Below are 26,946 nucleotides of genomic sequence, written 5' to 3' on the forward strand. Positions count from 1 at the left end.
ATTTTGTTCCTTTATTGCGCTTCGAGTATCCATTGTTGGTTTGGACTTCCCGTTGTGCCATTAATGCTGTATTGAACAATCTTAGTTCCACTTGTAGTGCTGCTTCCCGGATTATCCAGTACATAATGATTTGATAGATTACTTTGAATTACATATTTATTGGTGCCAGCAGGAATTAACTTCCATTGCTGATTAGTACCACTTGTTAGTGTGTACTGAATAATATTCCCGCCTAAAGTTTGTGTTCCACCTGATATGTCGAGTGCCTTATTGCTATTAGCATTGACGATCGTATAAGCCGTTCCCACGGTAGTAAATTTCCACTTTTGTCCGTTGGTGCTTACGCTGGTGCTTTGGACAAGAAAAGCACTGTTGGCAGTACTATTATTTTCAATGGCCAGGTAAAGACCGCTCGAGGCATTTTTAATTTTATACCATGTACTTCCCGATATACCAGGCGTAACCGGTACTGTTAAAGCTGGAGAAACTTGGTTAAAAATATCTGTAAGGGTAATTCTAACAGAGTAAGTACCCGAACCTAGTGTACTGTTAATGGTAGCGGATCTTTTTTGAGGTAACACTTCATTCACCGCACTCACTACCACTCCCGAAGGATCAAGCAATTCTACTTTCGAAGAGAATTGCGGGCTCTTGGTTGAAACGTTGGTCCAGTTTACCGTTACGGTATTCCCGCTACTAATGGCTGTGGCTCCTTGCAGCTGGCCAACAGTTAAAACAGGAGCGGTGCCCTGATTGCTTTGCGCCGGAAGTGATAATGTACGTCCTGTGCCAAATGCTGCGCTGGGCTGGACATTCCCGCCATGCTCCATAAAATAAGCATCTTCTGTCGCATCATAGCCCGAGTTGAAGGCCCTGTCGTATATACCATTTCTGCCTTCATCACCGGCATTGGCACTAAAACTTCTACTGGTGTGCTTTTCCCAGGTATTGTTTATGCTTAGATTCCAGCAATCTTTAAAAAAAGCTTTCCTCACAAAACTACCATCATGAGCTGTATTAGTTCCATCCCAATTCTCTAAAAAGGCGTCGTTGCCCGCTCCTAAAAAAGTGGTACGCTCAGGAATAGCCAATGTAGAAGTATGAAACCAGACTCCGGTGCTTTGATTTTGGATAAAGGTACCGATGTACAATTTTCCATTTAATTTCCATGCTCTTAAAGCGATATTATACCAGGTATTAAGAGTCCATTGGTAAGGATTAATGGTTTTGTACCCATCACCCTCTCCACCAAATCTGCTGCTTATAGTTCCATCAGCGGTGTAAGCCACTTCAGAATAAATTCCTCCCAGGGTGTTGGGATCCCAAAGCGAAGAAATCAGAATATTTGGGGTTCCAAAAGAAGTATCGGGTGTTTGTTGCAGCCCGGCATAACCTCCTGAATAATTATGAACTGAGAAATATTCTGTATTGGCCGATTGTGTGATTTTTACTTTGTGCAGTTTAAGAATAGCATCTGAGGCAAAAGAAAAATAAAGGTGTTCTGATGGAGCCGCATTCTCGCCACTTACCTTTGCGGTCTTGGCTGCATTTTGGCCCGATTCGGCTAGTGGTAGGCTTTTAAGTGTGTTGTCTTCCTGACAAGACATCAAAGTGCAAAAAAGAAACAACAGAGCCGTCAAAGGCCGCGGAAAAAAAATGGTTAATTTCATAGTTTTAAGGTTTGTTAATGGTTACTATTATTTTATTAATGCATAAAAAAATACAATTCATTATTTTTCAAAAAAACGTATAACACTGAAGACGATAAAATTGTAATTATGTACCCCAGCTATATTTTATTTGTTTTACTCTACGCCCCATAAAACCTCTTAAAGTTCTATTTAAATATCCCTATTTTTATTTCTCTCTCCATAGACATTTCCTGTAAACAACCCTATTGTAAGACGACCTCAAAACAACAGCCTTCTACGTATTTATTTCTATTTTAAAAATATCGTAAAACCGCAATAAAAACTCATTAAAACCATATTTATCATAACAAAACATAAGAATATACTCCTATTTAGCAGCTAAACTATATATTTTTTATTAATAAAAAAAGAAAAAGACAAATATATGTGTTCGAGCACATTAATTTAATGTGCTCGAACACATATAAATCAGGAGTTAGCCACTATTTTTTGATTTTGTGAAAATTTTCGTCTTTTATCAATTGAAAGAAAAATAACACATTTACTTCATTGGTTACCACTTAAAAAAAAAGCCACTCTTTAAATGAGTGGCTTTAATCGAATATGAAGAGTACTAACTCTATTTAAAAAAATAACCGATTGTTACTTGAAAAACTCTATTCTTCATATCACTGTTAATAACATATGTATTGGCACTAGCATCTTTAAATATATCCGAATAAGAAATGTTATATCTTAAATCTGCATAAAATTTATTCTTAAACTGATAACCTAGTCCAAAATTTACAGAAGTGTCGATACCATTTGCATAATCAGACAAATTGAAAGATTCATGATTTTCATAACCCAAAAAGTTATCCTGATATTTGTTATTGGCTTTTAATAAAATTCCGATTTGTGGCCCAGCCTGCACGCTTAATCCTTTTACAACATAATATTTTAACATTACCGGAATGTTTAAATAATTTAATTCGATTGTGCTTTTATAGTGTGAATTGACAACATCTATATCTGAATAAGAAAATTTCATTCCTTGTTGGCTGTATAATACTTCGGGCTGAATTGCAAAGTTTTTTGCTAAAGGAATTTCTGCCATTAATCCAGCGGTAAAGCCTGTTCTGTCAGATGAATCTAATTCACTTTCATCAGAAGTAAGACTGGAAATATTTAAACCTGCTTTTACACCCAATTTTACCTTGTCGGTTTGAGCTGTAACGATTGCACAAAACATGAGTGTGCATAAAACTAGCATGGATTTTTTCATGATACTTGTTTGTTTTTAAGATTGGCAACTCTAAAAATTAGAGTTGCCAATTCTATCTGTAATTATGTTATTTCTTAATAATCTTAGCTGTATATCTTTTTCCATTCACAGTACAGTCTAAAACATAAACACCTGTAATCAATTGACTTACATCTATACTTGATGGCATTGAAGTATAGTTTTTACTCCATAAAGCAGCACCATCCGTTGAGTAAATTTTAATTTCTGTTTTACCTTCAACCTGATCTGCTAAAAAGATATTTACGTTATCTGCAGCTGGATTTGGGAAAACTCTAAAAGCATTAGTTATTTTTCCGATAATCAAACCTTTAGATTCAATTGGTGCCGACATACTATTACATCCGTTACTGTTTGTCGCCTGAAGAGTATAGCTTCCTTCCCAAATTGTGGCAACTGTTTTTTGAGTTGCATTTGGCAATGGTCTTCCATTTAAATACCACTGATAGCCTGCTGCATCTGCTGAAGCCACTAATTTATTTTCATCTAAAAGCTGAATCTCCGGAACAGTATTTTCAAGAATAGAAATACTAGTTTTGAAGATTTTACCTAATCCGCTTTCATTGTAAACGGTTACATAATAATCTCCGCTTTCTGTAGTAGTATAAGTTGGCTCTGTAGAACCATCAAACCATTCGTAAGCTTTGTAATTACCTGGATTTAAAACCACTTCCGGACCACAAACATCTCCACTTGCCAATTCAGATTCAAAAGTATCGAATACAACTTTTACAGTTTCAGAAACCGTACAACCATTCTTTAATATAGCAGTTACAGTATAATCTCCTGCTGTACTTACTTCAATGTCATTTGTTGCAGCACCAGTATTCCATTTATATGAAGCAACTACCAACTCACGGTCTAAAAAATTAGTTTCTGCGTCGATATACAAGGTTTTATCTGCATATCCATGAATAACAGGAGTGTCAAATATTTTGAAATCTGAAGATACTCCCTGATAAGCATAATTTTTAACGATGTTATTTTGTGTGATAATATCATTTTCCAATTTTGCATTAATCGTAAATACATGCGAATCTCCACTTTCATCTAATTTAGGCTGTTTTTTGAAAGTATATTCAATGCTTTCTCCAACAGGAATTCCTGATGTTACAATTTCTGAAATAGCTTCTCCTGTATTAGAATAATCTAAATCTAGTTGAATTGAATTTTCTGCGATCGGCTTTTGTCCTTCATTTTTCAGCTTAACTTTTACTTCGCTATTGCCGCAAATGTCTTTTGGGGACAAAATTTGCAATGAGACATCCAAAACTTTTTCACTTATTACCTTTAAATCATCAAGAACCAGGTAAGAGTAACCATCAGATTTAGCGTGTCTCAAACGTAGCATTACTGATTGACCAGCATATTTGCTAATATTAACTACACCTTTTTGCCACTCCGTATCTTCATAAGTTCCCTGGGTAACATTTCTCCAAATTTCAGTCCATTCTCCATCTACCGGTTTAACATCAACAATTAAAACATCATTGACATTGCTTTGCATTGCATAATAAAATTCTAAAGCTGTAGAATTTGCTGATAACTTGTAAAGTGGTGAAACCAATTCTGAGTAATAGTAATAACCTTCTAATTGACTGTATAAAAGTTGTCCATTAGTATCTCCCGTGCGATCATTCATAGGAAGGGTCAAATAAATATTATCAGTCGTAGTAAGAGCTCTCCAAGGATAATTTTCATCACTTTTATTGGATACGAATCCTTTTGATCCAAATATTGAACCCTGAGTTACGGTTGAAAAATTTTCTGTGCTCAATTCAGAAGCTTTTTCCACTACCTGAAACGAACCTGTCATGGCCTGTGCAATTGCTGCACCATCTGCAAGTGTTTTTACTTTAATTTCGTAATTCCCTGCTGCTAATTTTGGAAGACCATTTATTTTATAAACAATAGTCTGGCCAACCAAAATTTCATCGTTTTTCTCTAATATTACCGGAGCACCGACAGCTGTTCCGTTTTGAGTGATTTGATATTCAACTTTAACTTTATTAATTGTGTTGTATGCTAAATTCTTAACACTTACAAAAAATTCACTTGAAGGTGCATCCTCATAAACAGTTTCTGCAACACTAAAATCAGATAATCGTAAATAATCTTTTTTCTCTTTAATTTCAATATTATCCACAGCAAAACCATTAGCAAACAATCCATTGTCATTATGTTGAAATGCAACCTGCACACATGATTTTCCTGCGTATGGCGTTAAATCTACATCATATTCCCACCACGCGCCATAATAGGGCATATGAAAGACTTCTGTCCAGGTTTCTCCTCCATCGGTACTGACTTTTACATAACCGTCAGACCAATGCTGTGAGTCTCCATAACCATCAAAAGATAGATGTGCTTCTTTGTAATTTGTTAAATCAAATACCGGCGAAACCAGCATATCATTTGCAGCATCACAATTACATTTGTCATCATTACTAGCCATAAAATGAGTATGATCATCAAGAAACCATCCCGGAGATCCTAAATCAGCACGTAATCCTTGCTGCCATCCCGCAGATCCCTTGTTTTCAGAAGTTCTCCAGCCTTTATACTTGCTTGCATCTTCAAAGTCCATTTTATACGGAAGTACAGCGACTTTCATATCTTCATTGTTCCAATTATCGTATGCAAAAGTTACAGCATTGTTGCCTTGTTTAACATCCCTTGTCATGTCTTCCGGGAAAACAGAAATACTAATGGTATGCTGTCCCACATTTTGCAGGTTGATATTTGAAATAGAATACGTTAAAGTATCTTTAAACTTTGCGAAATTTAAAGTTGTTTTCTCTGTTTTTGAAAAAACTTCGTTTTTCAAAGCATCAAGAACTTTAGTTGTAACATTCACCACCTGACTTGTTGTAGCGAAATTGTTTGTAATTTTAGCACTTATCGTTACGTTGGTATTGTCAACAGAACATTTGCCTGCATCTAATTTTGCAGATAAAACTTCTAAATCGTAAGGAGCATCGCTAACTAGAATATTATCAACGAATCCTCCTAAAAAGCCATCGTTATAGTCATCTGTTTTTATATGGAAACGAATTGCAACTTTTTTTCCGGCAAGATCATTTAAACGCATTTGGTAAGGATCTTTCTTCAGTTGTGTATTTACACCTGTAAACCAGCCGCCTTCTGTATCATCATAATGCAATGTTTCAGGATAATTAACATTCTCCACTTTTTTCCATGTTGTACCCTTATCCTCAGAATATTCAACAATTAAACCATCATAACCCTTATGAAATAGATAATATAAATCAAACTCAATATAGGGAGAAACAACATTTGTAAAGTCAAAGATTGGAGATTCTAACACAAAATCAGAATTAAGAGCCATTTTACCATTTCCTCTTATGTCTGTAGTTGCCCAGATATACTGTGATTTCGTAGTTCTAAACGAAACAGGATAATTCTGGAACAAATATTTCTGAGTTCCGCTTAATGCCTTTGTATTCCAGCCTCCTGGAGTTCTTTCAAATCCTTCAGAATACGGAAGCTGTGTTACTATACCGCTATATGCCGCATTTAAGATACTATTATTTGTAGTTATTGGATCCTGAGTTAAAGTAACATACCCTTCGTAAGTATGCAGACCAAGTGCTGATAAATCAATAGATGTATCAAAAGTAACTGTCATCTCAGATTTCCCTTTAAAAGCGGCCTCCAGTGTAACATCTTTCCACACTGTAACACTTCCTGCTTTTGTATCTGTATAACCAACTTTTAAAACAGTGCCGGCTGGAATATCCTGACAACCTAAGTTAGTAAAAGTAATGGCTGGTGTATAATTTGCTGTAAGTGCATCACCTGTATACATTGGAAGATCCAGTGCTGTTACTTTGATATCAAAATCTTTCTCTGCAATTGGGACAACGATATTTGAAACAAAAGAATATCCGTCTTTTGCACCAAATTCTTCAATAGGTTTTAAATCAAGTTTTACTTCTACATAATTGATAGCTCCGCCTTTTTGGTAAGGAATTGTAGCTTGAACTTTTAGAGTTGTTTCTTCGCCTGGCGCTAAATCTTTAGCAAAAGATATTTTACCATCAGTTTCATAGAAAGTTATCATTCTTCCTAAGGCACTTGCCATTGCTCTTAATTTAAAATTCAGAACTTCATCCGCTTTAATAACGGTAGCCCCAGTATTTCTAATGGTTACATAAAAAGGTTCATCTCCATTTAATGGTCCGCAAAGTGTTGAAGGGTTTTCAACCGAAATAACTGCTATCTGATTATCAGAATAAGCTGTACCAACACCAACTGCATACCATGCATTTGTAATTTGTTTATACTCTTCAGAACCTAAGCCAAACAAATCTTCGGCAGCCATTAAAGTGGCCATACGCATGTCGCTAAAATTTGAAGATGGCGATAAATATTCTGTAAGCGTTATATAGGCCAATTTTTCAGCTTTAGCAAGACCAATAGGCTTTATGCTGTAACTGTTATTAAGATCATTAACTCCTTCACCTCCTTCAACTAAAAGATAATACCAATAATTGGTAATTCCGCTGTTGATGTGAACACCTCCATTATCATAATTAATATTTGCCGGACTTATCCAGTTTGTTCCACCATAAGTATCAGGCTGACCCTGAACTTTTGGATTAGACATACTTCTTAAACTTCCGTGTGAATATAATTCGTCTCCTAATAACCAAATATCATATTTAGAGTCTTTTCCAGCATAAAATTCTATCGAAACCCCAAAAATATCACTAAACGATTCGTTCATTGCACCTGATTCTCCCTGATAAATTAATCCGGCAGAGAACTGTGTTACAGCGTGCGTTAATTCGTGACCTGTTATACCTAAACTTACATAAGGCGTGTTATCACCATCTCCAAATTGTGTCCATCCTCCAGTCCATGAAGCGTTTTCAACTTTATTTCCTAAATGCGCAAGACCAAAAATGGTCATTCCTTTGTCATCGACACTATTACGGTCAAATTTTTCTTCGTAATACTCTACAGATTTTTGTAATCCCCAATGAATGTCAATTGCCGCTTCATCGTGATCTTTATTATATAAGTCATTCCAATTATTATCTTCATCAACATATTCTGTAAGTATTTCATCTGAAGGAAAATCTGCATGATTCATATTTAAAGTATAAATTGGCACACCATACTTACCTTGCAAAGACTCTAAATGATACCCATCAGCATATTGTTTGGTATTAAAAGTGACATTTCCAGCGTAGCGAGCTTTACCTTTACCAATGTTTTGCCCTGCAATATGAACATCTCTGCTTAAATCAATTTTCAGGATTATTTTTCCTGAATCAGCATCTACATACATTGTCTGACTTGATTGCGGATTAGTAGCAAAAATATCAAATTTCCACGCCAGGTGATATTCTTTCAATTCAGAAGAAAAATTTGGTCCAACGTAAACCAATTCCCCTTCTGGTTTTGTTTTTATTTCTTTATGAACTAAAGCAGATAGTTTTTTACTCTGCCATACATATTCTTTTGCATTTACCATTTTAAGGGCATTCTCAAGAGCCTGAGAAGCATTTACTTTGTATTTGCTGTTTGTTGGCAAATTTTTGCTGATCTCACCAAATGCATCAATCTTTGTTTTGTTTTCTCTAACCTTATAAACTGCACCCTCTACAGGAACAGAATTATGGATTTGCTGATAAGTCGCCAAACTTCTGCCATGTTTATCAGAAACTGATTTCAATTGCATTCTGTCTGTACCAGCCAATTCAAAATCGGCTTTTTTAACCTCAAATACATTTCGAATCGTTAAATTTGAAGACTTAGCAAAAGACCTAACTTTTGTAGTATCCTTACTTTGAGCACTTTTAGCCGTTAAACTACCAGAGTTTTTATCAAAAAGTTTTTGACTTGCTTTTAATTGTTTATAAACAGCATCACTTTCTTCCTGAGAAAGCGTCTGGCCTTTTATGCTTTTTTGAGTTAATGGAAGACCGGCCTCATCATCCTGATTGACATTTTGATCAGTTGTTTTCTTAGAAGACTGATCCTTTTTTTGAATTGCTGCAGGCGATTGTATTGCCGTTTGCACATTACCACTTTTGCTTTTTTGCAAAGGAGACTGAGCCATTCCTGCGGAACAGATCAAAAAACCTAACAAAAGAAACAAATACCTGGGTTTAGAGTAAATCTGGTTCATTTTTTTAATTTAAGGTTAATATTAAGGTTGTTGAATTATAATTAAATGCGTTTAATAGATTAAATAAGAAGGCACAAAAGCAAATCCCAAGAATCAATTTGGAGGCTGATTCCTTGAATTTGCTTTCGTTATTTTTTGTATGATTTTTAAGAGTGCGCTCTTTTTTGTTTGTGCTTCGTCTAAAAGTTCTTCCAAACTTTTAACGGGTTCCTTTTTTTTATTCGTATTCATCAAACCGTATTTATAATAGATTTGGTAAATATAGAATGACAGTATCGGGCACTAAAAAAAAGGAGTAATGCAAAAACACTCAGTGCTAAAAAAGGACTACTTATAAAACACTCATTTCAATGTAATCATAAAGTAATCAAATGGTTAATTTTAAAATTATTTTAAAATTAATCATGCTTAAAAGTGTTCAAATAAGTAGAGAGATTTACTTTTTCGTTCGTTAAATCAAACTTTTTGCGAAGTCGGGTTCGGGCATTTTCAATAGATTTAAAAGATTGCCCGGTAATTTGAGAAATTTCTTTTGTAGTTAAATCCAAATATAAAAGAGCACAAAGTCTGCGATCTTTTGGAGTAAGTGAAGGATAATCGACGGTAAGTTTATCAAAGAAAGATTTATGGACCTGCTCAAAACTTATTTCAAATTCTTTCCAGATATCAGTATTTAAATCTTTTTCCAAACGTTTCAAAACAATGTCAATTGCATGCTGCATTTCTTTGTTTGTTGTTTGGAGTTTTATCTTTTTCAGATCAGTCAAAATCTCATTGATATTATCTGTACGATTAATTTCCGACATCGCTTTTCCGACCAAAACCATATTTTTTGCTTCAAGACTTTGCTTTAATTCCTGCTGCTTGGCTTTTAATTTTTCTTTTTCGAGCTGATTTTTTATATTCTTGTTTCGATATCTTATTAGTAAAATAATCAAAACCAAAATACCTACAACCATTATCAATCCCACTACATAATATTTAAATCGCTTTTTTTCTTCCTCTAACGATCTTATCTGGGTACGAACTTTATAGTCTTGCTCCAATCTGATTCTCTCCAGATTTACAGCCTTCTGCTCAATATTTATACTATCGCTTATGGTATTGTATTTCTGAAAATAAAAAACAGCATTTTTATAGTCCAGCTTTTCTAAGTAAGCCTCATAAAGTATTTTATTTAATCTTAAACCCGAAAAACTAAATACATTTTCTTTTGAAAACTCCAATGCCTGTTTTGCATTTACAATAGCATCATCAAGATTTTTTTCTTGTAATTTGTATTCTGAAAAAGACCCGTGAATAAAAGATCTTAATGAATTATCAATTGGAGTATTGATTAAAGAAAAAGCTTTTTCAAAGTAAATATTGGCATTTTTCTGATCTTTTTTTGAAGCATAGGCCCTCGCCAGATTGGTATAGACATACGCTGTTAAAGTATTATTTTTTAATCTTTTTGCTATAAAATCGGCCTTGTGAAAATAATATAAAGAGGAATCTACGTTTTTCCCCAGATATATGGTACCGATATTGTTTAAAATCTTTAACAATTTGTCCGATTCCTTTTTAGATTTTTGGTAATGATATACATTCAAAAAATACCGGAGTGCCTTTTCTTCATTATTACTTCCTGCATAAACAATGGCAAGATTATTCTCCATCTTAAAAATTTCCTCTGTTTTATTGCTGCTTTTATAAATTTCATAGGCTTTTAAGTAATATTGAAGTGTAACATCTAACACATCTTTGGAACTATATATACTACCGGCAGTTTTATAAACCTGAGCTAAAAGAAGGTCTGAATTAGTTGTTTTTTTTGCCTCCGCTTCTGCTAATTCCACATATTTTACTGCTCTGTTCCAATCAGAATCCTGAAGTTTAACGGCAATTTTAAGGCACAGATCAACCTTTTTCTCATGGTCATCAATGGTGTTTAACTTATCGATTAATTCTTTTGTTGAAGACTGAGAATAAGAAATTAAAGTAAAAAAAATAAGAAGGAGTGATAATAAACGAGCCATCGCGGTAAACTATAAAGATGGCTTCAAAATTAAGGAAAATAAATGTTGAATTTACAAATAAAAAAAATGGCAAGTGTTAAAAGCAATTTATAGTTAGTAAATTTAATTTGCATGAAAAATTTAGTGTGCTCGAACACATTTTTATTCATTTTCGTTTTTTTATTGAAAAATAACCTATATATTCGTCATCAAAATCCAAATATCCTTGCTTTATTTTCAAATTAAAAGGACTCAAACCATGATTTTAATTCAATTTTTAACTTTTTACGAAATTTATTTAAGTTGTAATAATAGAAATCAAAACTAAGCTGTCAAAACAAAAATTAAAGATGAATTACAAACATTTTCTGATCCTTATAAGCCTTTTTTTCGTGTCAATGCAGGCACTTCCACAATCTAAAATGACGAAGTCAGATTCGATTTTTTTCGTCGAAAAAACTGTGTTTGTTCCTGGCATTTCAAAAGCAACCTCAACGTACAAAACGCCAATATGTCCTGAAGGTTTTAATTTGGAATTGATAGGCTCAGATAATCTTTCGGTTATAACCAAATCAGGAACTATTTTTACTCCGTTGCATGACATGACGGTTCATCTTTTATTTAAAGCAATTAAAAAAGACAACGGTTCTTTTATGGAAATCCCATATGCTGTAAACGTTGAAGGAACTCATAATAATCAGGGAAAGAATGCCAAACCTTTTGTGATTCCGTCCTTGAGGGAATGGCATGGTGATGAAGGAAATTTTACTTTGACTACAAAATCAAGAATTGTAATCGATGCAAAACAGGAAGCAACATTGACACAGGCTGCAAAAATCTTTCAGGACGATTTAGATAAACTTTGCGCTATAAAACCAAAAATTCTTGTAGGCAAGCCAAAAGCCGGGGATATTTTTATTTCGTTAGATGGAAAGAATGACGAATTGGGAGCGGAAGGTTATTCTCTTTCTATTCGCGATTATGTATCTATAAATGCTGCTCAATATAAAGGTGCTTTTTGGGGAACACGTACTATTTTGCAAATATTAGAACAAGATGCAAAACATTCTTCTCTGCCTAAAGGGATTTCAAGAGATTATCCAAAATATGAAGTAAGAGGTTTTTTATTAGATGTTGGAAGAAAATATTTTAAGATTGAGTTTTTAAGAGATTATGTAAAGTTGATGTCCTACTATAAAATGGGCGATTTTCAAATTCATTTGAGTGATAATGGCTTTGCAAAACATTTTAACAACGACTGGGATAGTACGTACAGTGGCTTTAGGCTGGAAAATGAACGGTATCCAAATCTGCCTACAAAAGGAGAATTCTACACCAAAAAAGAATTTATAGATTTACAACTATTGGCCGAGCATTACGGAATAAATATTATTCCTGAAATTGACGTTCCTGCGCATTCTCTAGCCATTTCCAAAGCATTCCCACAAATTGCCAGTAAAGAATTTGGAAAGGATCATTTGGATATCAAAAATCCCGAAACGTATACCATTGTAGAAAATATATTCAGAGAATATCTGGAAGGAGAAAATCCTGTATTCCGTTTTAAGGAAGTGCACATTGGAACAGATGAGTATGCCAAAAAAGAAGCTGAACCCTTCAGAAAATTCACAGATCATTTTATAAAATATGTACAAACGTTTGGTAAAGATGTAAGGGTTTGGGGCGCCTTGACACATGCTGAAGGGGTTACCCCGGTTACCTCCAAAGGCGTAACCATGAATGCCTGGTACAACGGTTATGCTGATCCTTTGAAAATGAAAGAATTGGGTTATCCGCTTATCAGTACACCAGATGGTTTTCTGTATATTGTACCTGCTGCAGGCTATTATTACGATTATCTGAATTTGAAATATTTATATGAAAAATGGGAACCGGTAGCCGTTGGCGATGTAGTTTTCAAGATGGGAGACCCTTTTATTAGAGGTGGAATGTTTGCGGTATGGAATGATATCCCTACAAATGGAATTACGGCTCAGGATGTTACAGACAGGGTTTTTCCGGCGCTGCAAGTATTAAGTGAAAAAATGTGGAGCGGAGAAAATAAAACGATAAGCTTCGAAAATTTTTCAGATAAAGTTAAATTTATAAATGAAGGTCCGGGAGTGAATTTGAGAGGGGAAATTTCCGGTAAAGATGCTTTGGTTGTCAATTACGAAATGAGAGGCAACAACAAGGATATTAAAATTATAAACCAAGTTGCCTATGAAAAAGAGGGAGACAGGAAAGTTTTAAATTTTAAGAGCAATAGCAGTCAGGCAAAACTTCCTTATTCCGAAATTGGATATAATTACACCGTCATTTTTAAAATTAATCCATCAGAAAACAATACTGATGACTCGGTAATTTTTCAATCGAATCATGCATCTGTAAAATTAAAACAAGGCAAAACGTCTAATTTTGGTTTTTCGCATGAGGGAAAAGATTATGATTTTGGAGTTGCAATTCCTGAAAAGAAATGGAGCACCATTGCGGTTTCTGGAGATAATAACTCAACCACTTTATATTTAAATGGTAAGCTGGTTAAAAAATTAGAACGAGAAAAAATTCAAGTGGGTACCAAAACCGATTCGATTTACATAATGAAGACCTTATTTTTTCCATTAGATCAAATTGGCGACAGTAAGAATTCCTTTATTGGAAAAATGAAGGACTTAAAAGTATTCAATCAAATCTTATCTGAAGTACAAATTCAGGCTATAAAAGAAGAGGAATAATTATTTTATAAATTAGAAATTTATGAGTACCATTTTAAAAACAATACTGACTTGCTTGATAACAAGTGTACTCTTTGCCCAGCAAAAACCAAATATCATTTATATCTATGCCGATGATTTGGGGTATGGAGAATTAGGCTGTTACGGTCAGAAAGTAATTAAGACTCCCAATATTGATAAACTGGCATCAGAAGGAATAAAGTTTACACAGCATTATGCCGGTGCACCTGTTTGTGCTCCTTCACGATGTATGTTAATGACGGGTAAAAATGCCGGTCATGCGTATATTCGTGGTAATTTTGAGTTTGGTGATTTTACCGATGAAAATGAAAAAGGACAATTGCCTTTAGAAGCAAAAGCTTTTACGGTTGCCGAATTATTGAAATTAAAAGGATATACAACTGCTCTTGTAGGTAAATGGGGTTTAGGATATAATGAGACCGAAGGAATGCCAACCAAACAAGGGTTTGATTATTTCTATGGCTATTTTGACCAAAAGCAATCTCATAATTTTTATCCTTCGCATCTTTGGGAAAGTTTTGGTGATGCTTATCTAAACCAAAATACAAAGGGTTATACGGTGAAAGATGATTTAGGACAACCTTACATCTATGTACACAGCAAAGCATTAGATCCAAAAATGGCTACTCCTGCTGATTTTGATGCTTTCAAAGGAAAAGCATATGCTCCTGAAAAAATGACCGAGAAAGCAATCGGATTTATTGATAAAAACAAAGAGAAACCGTTCTTTTTGTATCTGGCTTATACGCTCCCTCACGTTTCTTTGCAAGCTCCGGCTGAATGGATTAATAAATACAAAGGACAATTTGATGAACAGCCTTATTATGGAAACAATGGCTACGCTCCTACGCTATATCCAAAATCGACTTATGCAGCAATGGTTTCTTATCTGGATGCTCAGGTCGGAATAATTCTCGAAAAAATAAAAGCGCTTGGCTTAGACGATAATACAATTGTAATGTTCAGCAGTGATAACGGCGCAACGTTTAAAACTGGTGGTTTCGATCCGGCCTATTTCAACAGTATGGGCGGATTACGAGGTACAAAAGGCGATTTGTACGAAGGTGGAATACGTATCCCTTTTATTGCAAAATGGCCAGGCAAAATTCCGGTTGGCAAAACGAGTGATTTGATTAGTTCTCAAATTGATTTTTTTGCTACAATGGCTGATTTAAACGGTCAGAAGAAAACCGATACTGATGGAATTTCATTTTTACCTGAAATAACAGGAACATCAAAAAATCAAAAAAAGCACGAATACCTGTACTTTGAATTCTCAGAAAAAACAGGTCAGGTTGCTGTTCGCCTCGGAGACTGGAAAGGTGTCAAAAGCAACATGAAGAAAAACAAAAATGCTCCTTGGGAAATCTACAATCTTAAAACTGACGAAAGAGAAGCTGTAGATCTTGCTACACAACATCCCGAATTAGTAAAAAAGTTTGAAGAAATAGTAAAGAAAGAGCATACTCCCGTACAAGTTAAAGAATGGGAATTCATTAACTAGTGAGATAAAACTTCAGAGAGATCTGGAGTTTTTTTCAAACCTTTTCAAATCAAATGTAATTAATTAAAAATCAAATAAATACAATCTTTACACACGAGAAATTGAATTTTTAGAACAAAAAACTTCGTTTAATGATTGACATTTTTCTTTCCTTTTTCCAGAAATCTTTCTTTTTATAGATTTAAAATCAGATTTGAATTTAGGCGCATAAAATTTAAGCAAGCTTAGTCTTACATATAAAACCTAATTTGATTACTGGTATGGTCATCAGAGCACTATTTTTTTTATTGCTAATAAAATTTTCTGAAAAATTAATTCTGATACTATCTTATCCACTTTTGAAATTTTAAAAAGTGATCCTTTTGGCGTAAATATTTTATTCTGATAAATAAAATATTGAATAAAGGCCATTACTTTCTAAAAACTATCATTATTGCCTTATATTCATATATTACCCACTTTTATTTCCATATTACCCAAAAACACAACCGTTTTTTATGCATATTTTAAAAAACTGGTAGGTACTGGTATGTGCTGACGAAGAAACATTTCTAATTTTGGTTTTCACATTTATCCATCTTTCACGAAAACGAGAAAGTAAATTACTAACCAAAAACCATTATTACAAAACATGAAATTATTAATCAAAGACAAACCAAAAACCGTTTGGCTTACTTCTGAAATCTGGAAGTTTACCAAATTGACACCTGGATTTCTGTTAGCTATGACCCTGCAAGTTTCTGCAGCAACAGAATCAAAAGACAGCAATTTTTTCCTGAGGTTAAACAACACTCCATCCACGGGGAGCACAGAAACAGGAACAAAGAATGAAACTATTTTATCAAACTTTCAAAAAACGGTCAAAGGTACCGTAACGGGCTCAAAAGGAGAACCCCTGCCTGGCGTTAATATACTTGTAAAAGGGACTAATAACGTCGTGACTACAGACTTCGACGGTAAATTCTCCATTGATGTTCCGGACTCTAATAGCATTCTTGTTATCTCATTTACCGGTTTTGTAACTAAAGAAGTTAGAGCCACAGACGGTTTAAACATTCAACTGGAAGAAGAAAATCAAACCTTAAATGAGGTCGTTGTTGTGGGATACGGTACTCAGAAAAAAGCCTCTACAACGGGTGCAATTGCTTCTATCAAAGGAGGCGTATTAACACAAAATGCATCTGCAAACGTTTCAAATGGTATCGCAGGACGTATGTCTGGTGTTATTGCCAATAATCGTTCCGGAAGACCTGGTGATGACAGCTCAAGCCTTTTGATCAGAGGATTTAACTCTTTTGGAGGTGGAACCAGCCCTCTGGTAGTCGTAGATGGTATTCCGGATCGCGATTTAAACAGAATCAATCCGGATGATATTGAATCGGTTACTGTTTTGAAGGATGCATCGGCAGCAATTTATGGTGTTCGATCTGCAAATGGAGTAATCTTAGTGACGACGAAAAGAGGTAAAGTTAGTGCGCCAACGATCAAAATTGATGGTTCTTATGGAATTCAGCAATTAACCCGTATGGACGAAAAAGTAAATTCATGGCAATACATGACGTATTACAACGAACTTAATGCTCACAAGGGAACCACACTTCCATATGCACAATCTGAAATAGACAAATACAAAGCCGGAAATGATCCTAATTATACCAGCACCAATTGGCTTAAGGAAGTTTATAGAAAAGATGCACCGCAATCGAACGTTTCTATGTCCGTAAATGGTGGTACGGAACAAGTGAAATATTTCTTTTCTGGTCAATATTTAAACCAAGAAAGTAATCTTAGAAACAGCGATGAGCGCTACAGACAGTTCAATCTTAGATCAAATATTGATGTTAATATCTCATCCAACTTAAAAGTAAACCTTGATATTGCGACACGAAGAGAAGACCGAAATTACCCGGCGGTAAGTATAGGAAGTATCATGCACGAAACTGTTAGTATGTATCCTTTTATTCCGGCTTATTGGAAAAATGGCCTACCATCTTCAGGAATTTCAAACGGAAGAAACCCTATTTTAATGTCTTCTTCAGCCGCAGGTTATGACAAAGTAATTAATCTGATCGTAAACCCAAAAATAGGTTTTGATTTAAAATTACCAAAAATTACGGAAGGCCTTTCTCTAAGCGGATATGCAGCATTTGACTACAATGTTCGCAGCGAAAAGAAATTTACAAAACCCTGGGATGCTTATGCTTACGACAAAACAAATGATAGTTACAATAATGTAAAAAACAGTACTAGTATAACAAGCGTTATGCAGGACGAGCAAATTACCAATCAAAATACCTATTTCGCGAAATTAGCCTACGATCGTAAATTCAACAAGCACAGTGTTAATGCGTTTGTAGGTTACGAACAAACTACAACAGACAAAACAGAAACTTATGCTTACAGAAGAGATTTACTGAGCGATAAATTAGACCAAATTTTCACAGGAAGTACTAAAGGGCAAAACGCAACAGGCAGTGCTTATCAGGACGGAAGAGAAAGTTATTTAGGACGCGTTGCTTATAATTTTGATAACAAATATTTTGCTGAAGTTTCTGCCCGTTACAACGGATCTTTTAATTTCCCTTCTTCTACCCGTTGGGGCATGTTTCCTTCTGTATCTGCAGGTTGGAAAATATCTGAAGAAGACTTTTTCAAGAATAATATCAAAGCAATCGATCAGCTAAAAATTAGAGCTTCATGGGGGAAAATGGGTAATGATGATATGAGAAGCGGTAATCAGCTAAATCAATATCTTTTCTTAACAAGATATCAGCTAATTACAGATCAACAGCTGTACAGTTATTTTGGTTCAGATTATACGTTAAACAATAGTATCTATCTTTCAGCAACTCCTAATCCTAATATTACCTGGGAAGTTCAGGATTCAAAAAACATCGGGTTTGATTTTGGATTTTTCAATAATAAACTGACTGCTACTTTTGATTATTTCAGCAATAAAAGATCTGATATTTTAACAGCAAGAAATGCATCTGTTCCAATTTATACAGGATTGGCGCTTCCTAAAGAGAATATTGGAGAAACGGTTAACAGAGGTACTGACTGGTCTGTAAATTATGCCGATATGAGTCACCAATTCAAATACAGTATTGGTTTAAACTTTACGTATGCACAAAGTGAAGTGTTGTTTCGCGACGAAGCACCTAATATCCCTCAATGGCAAAAATCAACGGGAAAAGCTATTGATTCCTGGATGGTTTACCAAACCAATGGCATTTATCGCACACAGGCAGATGTTGACAATTCAGCACATTTTGAAGGAGCCAAACCTGGAGATCTTTGGGTAAAAGATACAGACGGAGATGGTAGTATAACGACTAATGACCAGGTTAGAATTCCGGAATCGGCTACGCCAAAAATCGCTTACGGTATTCCGATGAGAGCGGAGTATAAAGGATTCTCAATAGACATGCTTTGGACGGGACAATCAAAAGCAAAACAAATGATTCTTCCGCAGGCACAAGGAGCTATCGTAGCACCACCAACATGGTTGTACAATGACAGATATACCGCAGATAATCCGAATTCTAAATATCCGGTAGCATTCAATGATTCAGATAACAGAAACAATATTCCAGCTGATTTCTGGCTGAGAGATGCATCTTTCTTTAGATTAAAATCATTAGAAGTATCTTATGTTTTACCTGAAAATGCACTTTCAAAATTTGGAGTATCAAACGTGAGGTTTTACGCCGGAGGAACAAACTTATTTTCTTTCGACCACATGAAACAATACAACCTTGATCCAGAAACGAACAATACCACAGGAGTAAATTATCCGCAAACCCGTATTTACAGAATAGGCGTAAGTATTCAATTATAATATCGCAAAAAAATAAAGATTATGAAAAATCATAAAACCAATAAACTAATTAAAAAGATGGCATTCCTCCTTGCCTCTTTGATCACCATTCTATCTTTTACTTCCTGTAGCGAAGATCCTCTGGACAAAGTTCCTTTGGATTCTTATACAGATGCATCCGTATGGACCGACCTGAAACTTGCTGAAGCTTTCGCAAACAATCTGTACACCGTATTGCCTAGCACACAGCACAACTGGAATGACAGGACAAACAGAAGTTGGGTTTTGTCTACGGCCTGCGACGAAGCTTTTAATAATTTTAACGATTATGACATTTGGACATTAAATTCAGGCGCTCTGACTCCAGATAATGCAGGTAATTTTGATGTCTGGAAACCTACTTATGCTACGATTCAAAATTGTAATATCTTTTTATCCAGAATTGATGATGTTCCGGGTGATGATGCGTGGCGCGCCAGACTAAAAGGAGAAGTATTATTTTTGAGAGCCTATGCTTATTTCAAACTTACGAGTGATTACGGAGGAGTTCCTTTGGTTACAGTTCCTTTTGATCTAAACAGTAATTTTAAAGTAGACCGCAGTACTTATGAGCAATGCGTTGATTTTATTGTTACCGAATTAGACAAATCTGCTGAGTTATTACCCTTAACAACTTCCAGCCTTGGAAGAATTACAAAAGGTGCTGCACTTGCCATCAAATCAAGAGCATTACTTTATGCTGCGAGCCCACAATGGAATACTACTAATGATATTTCTAAATGGAAAAAAGCATCTGATGCTGCAAAAGCGGTTATTGATTTAAACATCTATCAACTTTATGACAAAAGCTATGCTGATCTTTTTACTACTAATAATTCAGAGATCATCTGCTCTCGTTTATCTAGTAAAGACCCGCAGTGGAGTGCTTTTAATGGTGTAGAAATGTTCAATTCTCCGAGTGGTTTTCACGGATGGGCAAACTTTGCGCCAAGTCAGAGTCATATCGACGCTTACGGAACCGCAGACGGAAAAGACATTACGGACCCTACATCGGGTTACAATCCACAAAAACCTTATGTAAACAGAGATCCACGTTTTTATAAAAATATCGTATACGATGGACGTGCTTACGGAAAACCGGAGTTCTGCCAGGATCGTTATGACGCAGGAAGTTCAAACAAAGCAGAATTTTATGAAGGCGGATTAGATTCTCCTCAGGGTTGGGATACCTGGAATGCGAGTAAAACACGTTACACTTTCCGTAAATATTGCGACACAACATACAATTACAACAGCGAGACGCAAACCAATAAAACATGGATTATTTCGCGCTTAGGTGAAATTTATCTGAACTATGCTGAGGCCGAATTCAAACTAGGAAACGAAGGAACGGCTATTCAATATTTAAACGCAATCAGACAACGTGCTGGGATTACAGTTCCATTGACAGGTTTAACCGGTACAGCTTTAGAGAATAAAATTCGCAACGAAAGACAAGTTGAATTATGTTTAGAAGGTTTCCGTTATTATGATGTTCGTCGTTGGAAAATTGCAGACGTTACAGAAAACAAACCTTTGATGGGCGTAATTATTACCAAAAATGGTGACGGTACAAAAACCTATACTTACACAAAAGTTCAGGACAGAATTTTTAAACCTCAACATTATTTATTGCCAATTCCAAGAGATGAAACGAACAGGACAAGTCTCGTTCAAAATCCGGGTTATAATTAACTGTTTCCCTTTTTTGCCCCAAACATAAAATGTTAGTTTATTAGAAACTTAGCAAACCCACCATTTTAATTGCGTGGGTTTGCTTTTAAAATTTATTTAAATAATAGAAACAAGCTACATGAAAAAAGCATTTATAATTATAGTGGTTAATTGCTGTTTCTTTTTTAATGCATTTGGCCAAAATACAACAACTTTCAAATCATCTGATCCGGCAATAGAACTGGCCTTTAACTGTGCGAAAAAAATGGCTCTGAGTTATAAAGGAAACTCAAATGATCCCGTTGGCCCTTGGTATGAAGCAGCTCTTCCTTCCCGATCTGCTTTTTGTATGCGTGATGTATCGCATCAAAGTATTGGTGCCGAAATACTCGGATTAAACAAAGAAAACAAAAACATGCTTTCTCTATTTGCCCAAAACATTTCCGAAAACAAAGACTGGTGTTCGTATTGGGAAATTAATAAATACGGAAAACCTGCACCCGAGGATTACAGAAATGACAAGGAATTTTGGTACAATCTTAATAGTAATTTTGATGTAATGTTTGCTTGCTGGAGGCTGTATTTATGGACAGGTGACAGGACTTATATAGACAATCCGGAGTTTGAAAATTTCTTCGAAAAATCGACGACAGCCTATATAGAACGTTGGGTACTTGATGCGGATTCCTTATTAACAAGACCGGAATTTCCAAATCCTTCTTTTCCTTTTAATATAAAAGATGATTTCCATAGATGTCGTGGACTTGCCTCTTATTCAGAAGGGATAAACGGTTTAAAAATGGGGGTAGATTTAGTCGCTGCAATTTACCGCGGACTTCTAACGTATTCTTCTATTTTGAGACAAAAAGGAGACATTCAAAAAGCCGAAATTTTCGAAAAAAAAGCCGCAAAATACCAACAACAAATAGAACAAATTTGGTGGGATGATACAACCTCAACTTATAATGTCATTTATACAAGTGATGGAAAATTCAGCAAAGACGGAGGCGAACTTTTTTTATTATGGTTTGACGCTTTGACAAATACAGAACGAACCCAAAAAACAATTGAACATCTAATTTCAGAAAAAACCAATATCGAAAGTCTATCCTATCTACCCTTTTTGCTGTACAAATATGGTTTTGAAGAAAAAGGATATGAATATATTTTACACCTTACCGATCCGGCAACAAAACGAAGAGAATATCCTGAGGTTTCGTACGGCGTAATCGAAGGCATTGTACATGGTTATATGGGAATAGAACCTGACGCTACAAAAAATATAGTAACAACTTTGTATCGCGGAAAGAGTGAAACTATATCCGAAGTTGACCATTTACCTGTTTTAAATACAGTGTTATTTATAAAACATGAAAAGCAAAATACAACGCTTCAAAACAAAGGCAACAATCCAATACAATGGAGGATTATGTTTACTGGAAATCATGATGTTATCTTTATAAACAACAAAAAAATTACCGCCAATCACAAGAAAGATGATAACGGGAAATCCTATACCTTTATTGATGTTCCGGTAAATCCGGGACAAAAAATAAAGGCATCTTTCCCGTAATTTTAAAACACGAAAAATATTTATCAAAAAACAACACAACAAAGCTACTAAGAGGATAGATAAATAATTGTTGGCGGTAATTAATTATATAATACAAAACAGAGCACTAACTAAAAGCAATCTAAAAATAAATTTAATGAAGATCGTATTTAATAAAAGTCGAAAACCTATTCTCTTTGCCGTTGTCGCTTTTTGCTTCATCACAAGTAAATCATTTTCGCAAGAAGACAACCGTTGGAAAATTGATACTGATGGTTCTATTTCCTGGCAAATCAACAACAACATTCCGCATGACGATCATATCGAAATGAGTGGCAAAAAGATCTCCTGTGTTCTAAGATATGGTGTCGCAGCAGATGGTTCTTTCCACGCAACCCGCAGTCTGGTCTGGCCTATGCTGAGAACAGTTCCGAACAATACGCACGCCAGTTTTACACGTCGTTTTGCACAAGATGCTTTTGATCTGGTTACAGTAAATTATAAACCTATTGCTTCAGAAAAAGTAGTTTCATTAGCGCTTAACGGAACATTGCTTGTTAAAAGTAGAGCTGATAATGCCCTTGAACTAACCAGACAATTTTTTCCATCAACAACTTTGGCAGGCTATTTTGAAATTTATACGCTTAAAAATACCTCTGATAAAACCTGCGTTGTCGAAATTCCAAAATTAAATACGGTTTATACTTCTGATCCTGCGAAAGGAACAGAAGGCAGTTATGCTGTGAATGTGAACCTTTTTAATTCGGGGAATTTTAATCTTCAGGCAAATGAAACCATTAGCTTTTCTGTTTTCTATTCCGGCGTTAAAGCAAACGAACAAGTTCCTGCTGTAAATGCAGAAGAAGAAAAAAACAAGCGTATAAACTTAATCCATGAAATATGGGATAAGCTTGTATTAGAAACTCCTGATCCTGTTTTGAATACCGAATTTGCTTTCGCGAAAATTCGGGCTTCTGAAAGTATTTTCGAAACCAAAGGCGGTCCTATGCATGGCCCGGGCGGAGAATCCTATTATGCTGCCATTTGGGCCAATGATCAGGCAGAATATATTGGTCCCTTTTTTCCTTATCTAGGATATGAATATGGTAATAAAGCATCACTTAATGCATATTTGCAATTTGCTAAATTCATGAACAAAGAATACAAACCTATTCCGAGTTCGATTGTTGCAGAAGGAACTGATATTTGGGACGGAGCCGGCGATCGTGGCGATGGAGCAATGATTGCCTATGGCGCTTCACGTTATGCGCTTTCGAGAGGAAATGCAAATGAAGCCCAACAATTATGGCCGTTAATTGAATGGTGTCTGGAATACTGTCATCGAAAACTAAATTCGGATGGTGTGGTAACTTCAGATTCTGATGAGCTCGAAGGACGTCTTCCGGCAGGAAAAGCCAATCTTAATACTTCTTCTTTGTACTATGACGCACTTAATTCGGCCGTTTATTTGGGTAAAGCTTTAGGGAAAAACGAAGCAGAACTTAAAGGATACAAAACCGAGGCTGAAAAATTAAAAGTAGCGATAGAAAAATATTTTGGTTCTAAAGTCGAAGGTTTTGAAACCTACAGATACTATAAAGGAAATGATATTCTGAGAGCCTGGATCTGTACGCCGCTTACGATGGGAATTTATGATCGAAAAGAAGGAACTATAGACGCTTTATTTTCACCAAGATTATGGACAAAGGATGGTCTTGCCAGCGTTGCAGGCGACAAGATATTTTGGGATCGTTCTACTTTATATGCGCTGAGAGGTGTATTGGCTGCCGGAGAAACGGACAAAGCTTTAGACTTTTTACATTATTATTCGAACCGCCGTTTATTGGGTGACCACGTTCCTTATCCTGTAGAAGCTTATCCGGAAGGAGATCAACGCCATCTTTCGGCAGAAAGTGGTTTGTATTGCAGAATTTTTACTGAAGGATTATTTGGAATTCGACCAACAGGTTTACATAGTTTTGATTTCACTCCTCGTCTTCCTAAATCATGGCCCGTTATGAAGTTACGTCATGTATTTGCGTTCGAACGGGATTTTGATATTACGGTTGAAAGGGTGAATCAGAAATTAAAAATAACGATAACTTATGGCAAAGAAACAGTTTTTAATAAGGTCATTAAAGATGGAGATACGGTAAATATCAATCTTTAAACACTAATTCTTTTTAAATATTTAGTAAGAAGGGCTTCAAAGAAATTTGAAGCTTTTTTTTTGGCAACTTTACTTCTTTTTAATTCGGAATCTAAATCAAATTTATTAAACTTTTTTTTGTAATTTAAAACTTCTAATCTTTATAAAAATGCTGGAACAATTTAAAAATTACATCCTGGAAAATACCGGTATCTCAGAAAACGAATATAAAGAATTAGAGCATTTGGTTTATTCGCTTGAATCAAAAAAAGGAACTGTTTTATTAAAGGAAAATCAAATTTGCAACAGGGCTTTTTTTGTTTGCAAAGGAATGTTGAGGTCCTATACGGTAGATGAAATGGGAAAAGATCATATTATTCAGTTTGCTTCTGAAAATTGGTGGATTGCAGACAGGAGCAGTTTTTATTTTGATGAACCTTCAGACTTATTTATAGATGTAATTGAAGATGCTGAAATCGTTTATATTCATAAGGATTTTATTAAAACAGCAGAAAAACTTTCTAAAAACTTTGCCTCTTTTAATGCCCTGGCCCTGCAGAAAAATATTAGACAAATGCAGAAAAGAATAAATTATTTATTGGCGGCCACTGCCGAAAAAAAATATTTAGACTTTATCGAAACGCATCGTGAAATTACTTATCGATTACCACTTCAAATGATTGCTTCATACCTCGGCATTACACCTGAAAGCTTAAGCAGGGTTCGAAAAGAACTGGCCAGAAAAAACTTCAAATACTAAATTACTTTACCCTATAACTTTTTTAATTTACCGCAAAGTACGCAAAGTATTTTTTTTCTGTTGTGTTTGTAGGATATCTTATTAAGCTCGCAAAGCTTTGCACTAATTTCGCTTTGTGGTCTCTACTTTAAATCTGCGTAACTGAATACCAAAGAGATACAAAGCGCAATGTTTAATTTTCTTTGTGTAACTCTGCGTAAAATCTCTGCGCAGCTCTGTGGTACAGCTTCGTATTTTTTTCCGCTCAACACTGCGTTAAATCTTTGTGTATCTGTGTGGTTAAAAACAATTATTATACTCGTTATGGTTTTCCGCAACATTAAACATTGAACTGATTTATCTATTCATAGGTTTTCTTCTTTTGCATTTCTTATCATAGATCAAGTGCTTCGTGTTTTATCCATAGTAATTTTACAATACTAAAAATTACATCATGGAATACACAGTTATAAATAATGAAAAAGACAAACGTTTTGAGATTCATTTAGATGGAAAAATAGCGTTTGAACAATACAAATTATTTGATGGCAGCATTTCTTATATCCATACCGAAGTGCCGGCTGAGTTGGCAGGAAAAGGTCTGGCATCGTATATCGCAAAATATGTTCTGGATTATGCAAAAGAACATCATCTTAAAGTAAAACCTTATTGTCCTTACATAAAAGCTTACATCGACAAACACCCTCAATATCAAGCCAATTCATTGTTTCACAATAAAGAATAATCAAAATGAAAACTAAAAAAATAGAAAAAATATTTTCACCGCCAGCGCCACATATGGTTGGCGACGGATTTAGAGTACACAATTTTATTCCGTTCGGAATGAGCATGGAAAGAATGAGTCCCTTTATAATGATGGATTATAATTCTAAATTTTATTTTCCTCCCACCACTAGATTAAGAGGTGTTGATGTACACCCTCACCGGGGTTTTGAAACCGTTACTATTGCCTATAAAGGAAAAGTAGCACATCATGACAGCTCTGGAAACAGCGGTGTGATTGGCGAAGGAGATGTACAATGGATGACTGCCGCTTCTGGAATTTTACATAAAGAGTATCACGAAGAGCAGTTTAGTAAAGAAGGCGGCGATTTTCAAATGGTACAACTTTGGGTAAATCTTCCGGCGAAGGATAAAATGAAAAAACCTAAATATCAGGGTATTTCCAATGACGAAATCAATAAACATAAACTGCCCAATGATAAAGGTCTAATAGAAGTTATCGCTGGAGAATACAAAGGAACTTTAGGAGCAGCAACAACTTTTACTGCAGTGAATTTGTTCAACGCAAAACTAAACAAGGACGCATCGGCAACTTTTAATTTTCCGGAAAATTATAATACAGCTCTTCTTGTAATTGAAGGAAGTATAAGAGTCAATGATAGTAAAAATGTACCTGCAGATCATTTTTTACTGTTCGCAAACGAGGGCGAAAAATTCACTGTTCAGGCACTTGAAAATGCTGTTGTACTTATTTTAAGTGGCGAACCAATCAATGAACCAATAGTTGCCCGAGGCCCATTTGTTATGAATACACACCAGGAAGTTATTCAGGCAATGAATGATGTAAATATGGGGAAATTTGGGTATTTGGACTAAAC

13 protein-coding genes are annotated in these 26,946 nt (G+C 35.2%); 9 read left to right on the forward strand and 4 right to left on the reverse strand.

Features of this window, described 5'->3' with window-relative positions; genetic code table 11:
• Window positions 1-11: 11 nt before the first annotated feature.
• From IRZ99_RS16235 to IRZ99_RS16250, 4 genes are all read right to left on the reverse strand, one after another.
• A complete protein-coding gene (locus IRZ99_RS16235; protein ID WP_194658261.1) occupies window positions 12-1,670 on the reverse strand; it encodes an RICIN domain-containing protein in 1,659 nt (552 codons plus the stop codon).
• A gap of 601 nt (window positions 1,671-2,271) precedes the next feature.
• Complete coding sequence (locus IRZ99_RS16240) at window positions 2,272-2,916, reverse strand: porin family protein (RefSeq protein WP_194658262.1); 645 nt, start codon at window positions 2,914-2,916, stop codon at window positions 2,272-2,274.
• Between the two features lie 67 nt (window positions 2,917-2,983).
• Window positions 2,984-9,094: a M4 family metallopeptidase gene (locus tag IRZ99_RS16245; protein WP_194658263.1), complete on the reverse strand. Its 6,111-nt coding sequence runs from the start codon at window positions 9,092-9,094 to the stop codon at window positions 2,984-2,986.
• A 398-nt stretch (window positions 9,095-9,492) separates the two neighbouring features.
• Entirely contained in the window at window positions 9,493-11,112 is a 1,620-nt protein-coding gene (locus tag IRZ99_RS16250) for a hypothetical protein (RefSeq protein ID WP_194658264.1), read from the reverse strand.
• Between the two features lie 329 nt (window positions 11,113-11,441).
• Here IRZ99_RS16250 and IRZ99_RS16255 point away from each other — a divergent pair, with 329 nt between their 5' ends.
• The 9 genes from IRZ99_RS16255 (at window position 11,442) to IRZ99_RS16295 (ending at window position 26,944) form a co-directional block, all read left to right on the forward strand.
• A complete protein-coding gene (locus IRZ99_RS16255; protein WP_194658265.1) occupies window positions 11,442-13,826 on the forward strand; it encodes a family 20 glycosylhydrolase in 2,385 nt (794 codons plus the stop codon).
• Between the two features lie 22 nt (window positions 13,827-13,848).
• A complete protein-coding gene (locus tag IRZ99_RS16260) occupies window positions 13,849-15,351 on the forward strand; it encodes an arylsulfatase (protein ID WP_194658266.1) in 1,503 nt (500 codons plus the stop codon).
• Window positions 15,352-15,982: 631 nt separating this feature from the next.
• Entirely contained in the window at window positions 15,983-19,192 is a 3,210-nt protein-coding gene (locus IRZ99_RS16265; protein WP_194658267.1) for a TonB-dependent receptor, read from the forward strand.
• Window positions 19,193-19,213: 21 nt separating this feature from the next.
• On the forward strand, window positions 19,214-20,905 hold the full coding sequence (locus tag IRZ99_RS16270) for a RagB/SusD family nutrient uptake outer membrane protein (RefSeq protein WP_194658268.1): 1,692 nt from the start codon (window positions 19,214-19,216) through the stop codon (window positions 20,903-20,905).
• A gap of 118 nt (window positions 20,906-21,023) precedes the next feature.
• A complete protein-coding gene (locus IRZ99_RS16275; RefSeq protein WP_194658269.1) occupies window positions 21,024-22,457 on the forward strand; it encodes a hypothetical protein in 1,434 nt (477 codons plus the stop codon).
• Between the two features lie 136 nt (window positions 22,458-22,593).
• Window positions 22,594-24,606: a hypothetical protein gene (locus IRZ99_RS16280; RefSeq protein WP_194658270.1), complete on the forward strand. Its 2,013-nt coding sequence runs from the start codon at window positions 22,594-22,596 to the stop codon at window positions 24,604-24,606.
• Between the two features lie 148 nt (window positions 24,607-24,754).
• Complete coding sequence (locus IRZ99_RS16285) at window positions 24,755-25,345, forward strand: Crp/Fnr family transcriptional regulator (RefSeq protein ID WP_194658271.1); 591 nt, start codon at window positions 24,755-24,757, stop codon at window positions 25,343-25,345.
• A gap of 433 nt (window positions 25,346-25,778) precedes the next feature.
• Window positions 25,779-26,069, forward strand: coding sequence for a GNAT family N-acetyltransferase (locus IRZ99_RS16290; protein WP_194658272.1), 291 nt, complete (start codon window positions 25,779-25,781; stop codon window positions 26,067-26,069).
• A gap of 5 nt (window positions 26,070-26,074) precedes the next feature.
• Window positions 26,075-26,944 carry a pirin family protein gene (locus IRZ99_RS16295; RefSeq protein WP_194658273.1) on the forward strand — a complete coding sequence of 290 codons (870 nt, stop codon included), beginning with the start codon at window positions 26,075-26,077 and terminating at the stop codon, window positions 26,942-26,944.
• The last annotated feature ends 2 nt before the right edge of the window (window positions 26,945-26,946 follow it).

Source organism: Flavobacterium sp. LC2016-12, assembly GCF_015351595.1.
Taxonomy (GTDB): Bacteria; Bacteroidota; Bacteroidia; order Flavobacteriales; family Flavobacteriaceae; genus Flavobacterium.